Here is a 4383-nt window from a genome sequence, read left to right on the forward strand (position 1 = left end):
CCCACCGCCGGCCCGCCGGGCGCAGCGGCAGCCCGGCGGCGGCGAGCACCCGCCGGGGCGGGTCGACCAGCACCAGCCGGGTGCCTCCGGGCAACATACCCAGGTAGCCGACCGTGCGCGGGTGCAGTAGTTCGGGTGCCGGAACGAACAGGGTGGTCGGGGCGGGCCGGGTGGCCAGCAACGCCCGGACCGTGTCGGTCTCCCGTTGCACCACCACCCCGCGCTCACCCAGGCTCGCGGCGAGCCGGCTGCCACCGTGGTCATCGGTCACCACCGGGGAGAGGAAGCCCCGGTCCGTCTGGTCCGGCTGGTCGATCTCACGAGTGACAAGTGTGACCGCCATCAGCAGCACTCCCACCAGCACCGGAACGATGATCCGGTGGCGCCGCCCGGGTGCGCTCACCGGTCGTCGTCCTTCGCTGACGGGGCCGCGGCGAGCAGGTCGCCCAGCTGACCGGCGTGCTCGCGCATCCGGTGATCGTGCTCGGCGGTGGCCGGGCGCTGGGCGTACCACACCTCCGAGAAGATGGTGGCGGCGGCGGCCAGCGGCGGTCCGGCCGGTGGGTGGTGGGCGGCGGACTCGGTGACCACCTCGGCGACGGTCATGCCGGGCCGGACCTGCACCACACGCCGGTCGGTGAGCTGGTGGAGCATGCCGCGCAACCGCTCGCGGACCGCCTCGCCGTAGCGGCCCGCGGCGGCCAGCCGGTCGGCCACCACTTCGGTGCCGACCGGGTCCGCCGACGGCGGTGGGGCGACGGTCGTCGGCGCGGTTTCCGGCCCGTGTGCCGTGCCCGGCGCGCGGCGGCGTCGGCGGGGCCGGGAAAGTTGGCGGGGCAGCCAGGCGGGGAAGGTGTACCAGGCCGTCGCGGTCAGCGCCGTGGCCAGCACCAGCAGCAGCGCGGCCAGCGAGAGTGGCAGGTGGTCGCCGAGGGCTGCGGTGGTCTCGGTCCACCACCGGCTGACGCTCATCCGCCGACCGCCAGCAGGTCCGTGGCACGCGGTGTGGCGGGCGCACGGGCGAGCCGGATGTCCAGGCCCTCGCTGCGGATCCGGGTCTCCAGGTGCACGACCGCGTCCAGGCAGGCCAGCGCGGCGTACGCGACCGCGTTCACGGCCGCCCAGACCAGCATCGCCACGGCATCGGCCCAGCCCTCGGTGACCAGGTCGAGTGTGGTCAGCCCGGTGAACAACCCCCAACCGAGCCCGACCCGGATGATCCACCAGACGAGGTATCCGAGTACCCGCAGCGCGGCGGCCCGTCCGGTCAGGCGCAGCGCCAGCGCGACGGAGCGGGTGATCGCGCGTACCGGTGCGACCCGGTCGATCACGAGCGCCGGCGCCACCGCGCCCAACAGGGCGAATCCGATGAACCAGGCGGGGCCGAGCAGGGCCGCGAGCAGCATGACCGCACCGACCGCGGGACAGAGCAGGACGGTGGCGCCCCAGCGGCCGCCGGGCCCCCAGGCGTCGGTGGCGGCGGGGCGTCGGCCGACCAGCGCGTCGGCGGCGGCGTGGGCGGCGGGGTTGCCGAGTAGCAGGATGATCATTGCCTCGGTCGCCGCGCCGAGGGCGAGCAGGAACCAGAAGACGCCGAACTCGCTCAGGCCGGACGGCCACCACAGCGGCCCGGTGGCACCCACGACGGTCCGTAGGGGCAGCAGCAGGAGTTGTTCGCCCGTGACCAGCACCGCGGCGAGGGGCAGCAGGACCGCCGCCTGGCCGCGCAGCAGCAGCACCGCGGAGTCGAGCAGTTCCCCGCTGGTGAGCGGGCGACCGGGGAGTACGACGGTCGGGCCTGTTTCGGGCACGCGTACTCCTGGGAGGCGGTTGTGGTGGCGCGCTGCGACGCACCCGGGGATCATGTTGACACGCGCGGTCGCCCGGGGCGCAGAACCGCCCCCGGATGGCACGCGCGGGCGGTACAACCGAGCGGTGCTGGGCACGGCCCACCTGACGGCAGTAGCGTGCGGGTGACGCCGAGCCCACCGAACTGACGGGATGAAATCATTAACCCCATGAGAGCCCGGGTACTGGTGGTCGACGACGACCCCGCGCTCGCCGAGATGCTCGGCATCGTGCTGCGTAGCGAGGGCTTCATGCCCTCGTTCGTGGCGGACGGGGAACGGGCGTTGGCCGCGTTCCGCGACAATCGTCCGGATATCGTCCTGCTTGACCTGATGCTGCCCGGAATGAGTGGTATCGACGTGGCGCGGGCGATCCGGGGCGAGTCCGGAGTGCCGATCGTGATGCTGACTGCCAAGAGCGACACGGTCGACGTCGTGCTCGGCTTAGAGTCGGGTGCCGACGACTACGTGGTCAAGCCGTTCAAGCCGAAGGAGTTGGTGGCCCGGATGCGGGCGCGGCTGCGTCGCGGTGAGGACGCCGCGCCGGAGCTGCTCACCATCGGCCCGCCCGGCAACCAGATCGCCATAGACGTGCCGGCGCACACCGTCAGCCGTAACGGCGAGGAGGTGAAGCTGACGCCGCTGGAGTTCGACCTGCTGGTCGCGCTCGCCCGCAAACCGCGTCAGGTCTTCACCCGGGAGGTGCTGCTCGAGCAGGTCTGGGGATACCGGCACGCGGCGGACACCCGGTTGGTCAACGTGCACGTGCAGCGGCTGCGCGCCAAGATCGAGCCGGATCCGGAGCGCCCTGAAATCATCCTCACCGTTCGTGGCGTGGGCTACAAGGCGGGCACCGGATAGCCTTGGTCGCACTGTGACCACCTCCCCGATCCCCGACCTCGACCCGACCTCCCGCCGGCACGGTGCCGCGTGGGAGTTGTGGCGTGGGATGAGTGGGCGACTGGCCCGATCACTGGCGAGGCTGCACCAGACCTGGCGCCGGTCGTTGCAGGTGCGGGTGGTGACCATCACGTTGGTGACGTCCAGCCTGCTGGTCGGCGGCTTCGCCTACCTGATCGCCGACAAGATCACGAACATCCTGCTGGACAACGCCAAGACCGACGTCCAGCTGCGGCTGCTCAACGGCGCGGAGTACGCGGCCAAGCAGTTCAGCCTCTACAGCCAGCCGCAGGAGGCCCAGCTCCAGGAGACGATCGACGGCACGGTCAACTACCTCGCCGGTGGCGACCCCCAGCAGAACAGCGGCGTGGTGGTGGCCCTCACCGCGGACAGCTGGCCCGGGGTGATCGAGGCGCGCACCTCACCCTCGGCGAACGTCCGGCCCCTGATCAGCCCCGAGCTGCGCGCCGCGGTGGCCAACGGCAACGTGGCCAACCAGATCCGTACCGGCCGGCTCACCGGTGACGCCGAGACGAAGTACCTCGTCTACGGCTCTCCGGTGCCGACCCGCTTCGGTCAGGTGGAGCTCTACTACTTCGTGCCGCTGACCCTGCAGGACACCACGGCCGCGCAGGCGCGGGCCACGGTGGTGGCCACCGGCGTCGCCCTGGTGCTGCTGCTCGGCCTGCTCGCCGCCCTGGTGACCCGGCTGGTGGTGATCCCGGTACGGGTCGCCGCCCGGACCGCCCAGCGACTCTCGGCCGGCCTGCTCGACCAGCGGATGGCCGTCAACGGTGAGGACGACCTGGCGCTGCTCGCGGCCTCGTTCAACCAGATGGCCACCAACCTGCAACGACAGATCCTGCGACTGGAGGAGATGTCCCGACTGCAACGTCGGTTCACCTCCGACGTGTCGCACGAACTGCGGACCCCGCTGACCACGGTACGGATGGCCGCTGACCTGATCTTCGCCGAACGCGACGAGTTCGATCCGGCGGTGGCACGCAGCGCCGAGCTGCTCCAGGCCGAGTTGGACCGCTTCGAGGAGCTGCTGACCGACCTGCTGGAGATCAGCCGGTTCGACGCGGGCTTCGCGGTGCTCGATGCCGAGCCGACCGATCTGGTGCCGGTGGTGCACCGGGTGGCCGACCGGCTGGCGGGGCTGGCCGAGCGGGTCGGGGTGGCCATCGAGCTGGACGTCCCGACCGTGCCGGTGATCGCCGAGATCGACCCACGACGGGTCGAACGGGTGCTGCGCAACCTGGTCGGCAACGCCGTCGAGCACGGCGAGGGTCGGCCGGTGCGGATCACGCTGGGCATGGACGAGACCGCCGTCGCGCTGACCGTCCGCGACCACGGCGTCGGGCTGAAGCCGGGCGAGGAGAAGCTGGTTTTCAACCGGTTCTGGCGGGCTGATCCGTCGCGGGCCCGGCAGACCGGCGGGACCGGCCTGGGGTTGTCGATCAGCCTGGAGGATGCCCGACTGCACGGCGGCTGGCTGGAGGCGTGGGGTGCGCCGGGGCAGGGCGCGCAGTTCCGGCTGACCCTGCCGGCGCGCGCCGGCGACCGGCTCACCACCTCGCCGCTGCGGCTGGTGCCAGCCGACGCCACGCTGCCGTTCGGCGGCGCGCCCGCC

Annotated in this window: 5 protein-coding genes; 2 read left to right on the forward strand and 3 right to left on the reverse strand. The window is 72.2% G+C overall.

Annotated elements, in window-relative coordinates; all coding sequences use genetic code 11:
- The 3 genes from AC2CHE_RS26445 to AC2CHE_RS26455 form a co-directional block, all read right to left on the reverse strand.
- Window positions 1-403, reverse strand: a 403-nt coding sequence (locus AC2CHE_RS26445) for a DUF4350 domain-containing protein (RefSeq protein ID WP_484507545.1), incomplete at its 3' end; no start/stop codon positions are given.
- Window positions 400-972, reverse strand: coding sequence for a DUF4129 domain-containing protein (locus AC2CHE_RS26450; RefSeq protein ID WP_484507546.1), 573 nt, complete (start codon window positions 970-972; stop codon window positions 400-402). The genes AC2CHE_RS26445 and AC2CHE_RS26450, both read right to left, overlap by 4 nt.
- The gene (locus AC2CHE_RS26455; protein WP_484507547.1) at window positions 969-1811 is read right to left on the reverse strand and encodes a hypothetical protein; all 843 of its coding nucleotides are present in this window, start codon (window positions 1809-1811) and stop codon (window positions 969-971) included. Before AC2CHE_RS26455 ends, AC2CHE_RS26450 begins: the two co-directional genes overlap by 4 nt.
- 207 nt (window positions 1812-2018) lie before the next feature.
- Here AC2CHE_RS26455 and mtrA point away from each other — a divergent pair, with 207 nt between their 5' ends.
- Together mtrA and mtrB are read left to right on the forward strand one after the other, a co-directional pair.
- A complete protein-coding gene (gene mtrA / locus AC2CHE_RS26460) occupies window positions 2019-2708 on the forward strand; it encodes an MtrAB system response regulator MtrA (RefSeq protein ID WP_093406568.1) in 690 nt (229 codons plus the stop codon).
- Window positions 2709-2796: 88 nt separating this feature from the next.
- Window positions 2797-4383, forward strand: a 1587-nt coding sequence (mtrB, locus tag AC2CHE_RS26465) for an MtrAB system histidine kinase MtrB (RefSeq protein WP_484507548.1), incomplete at its 3' end; no start/stop codon positions are given.

Source organism: Micromonospora sp. ATLC16, assembly GCF_057196645.1.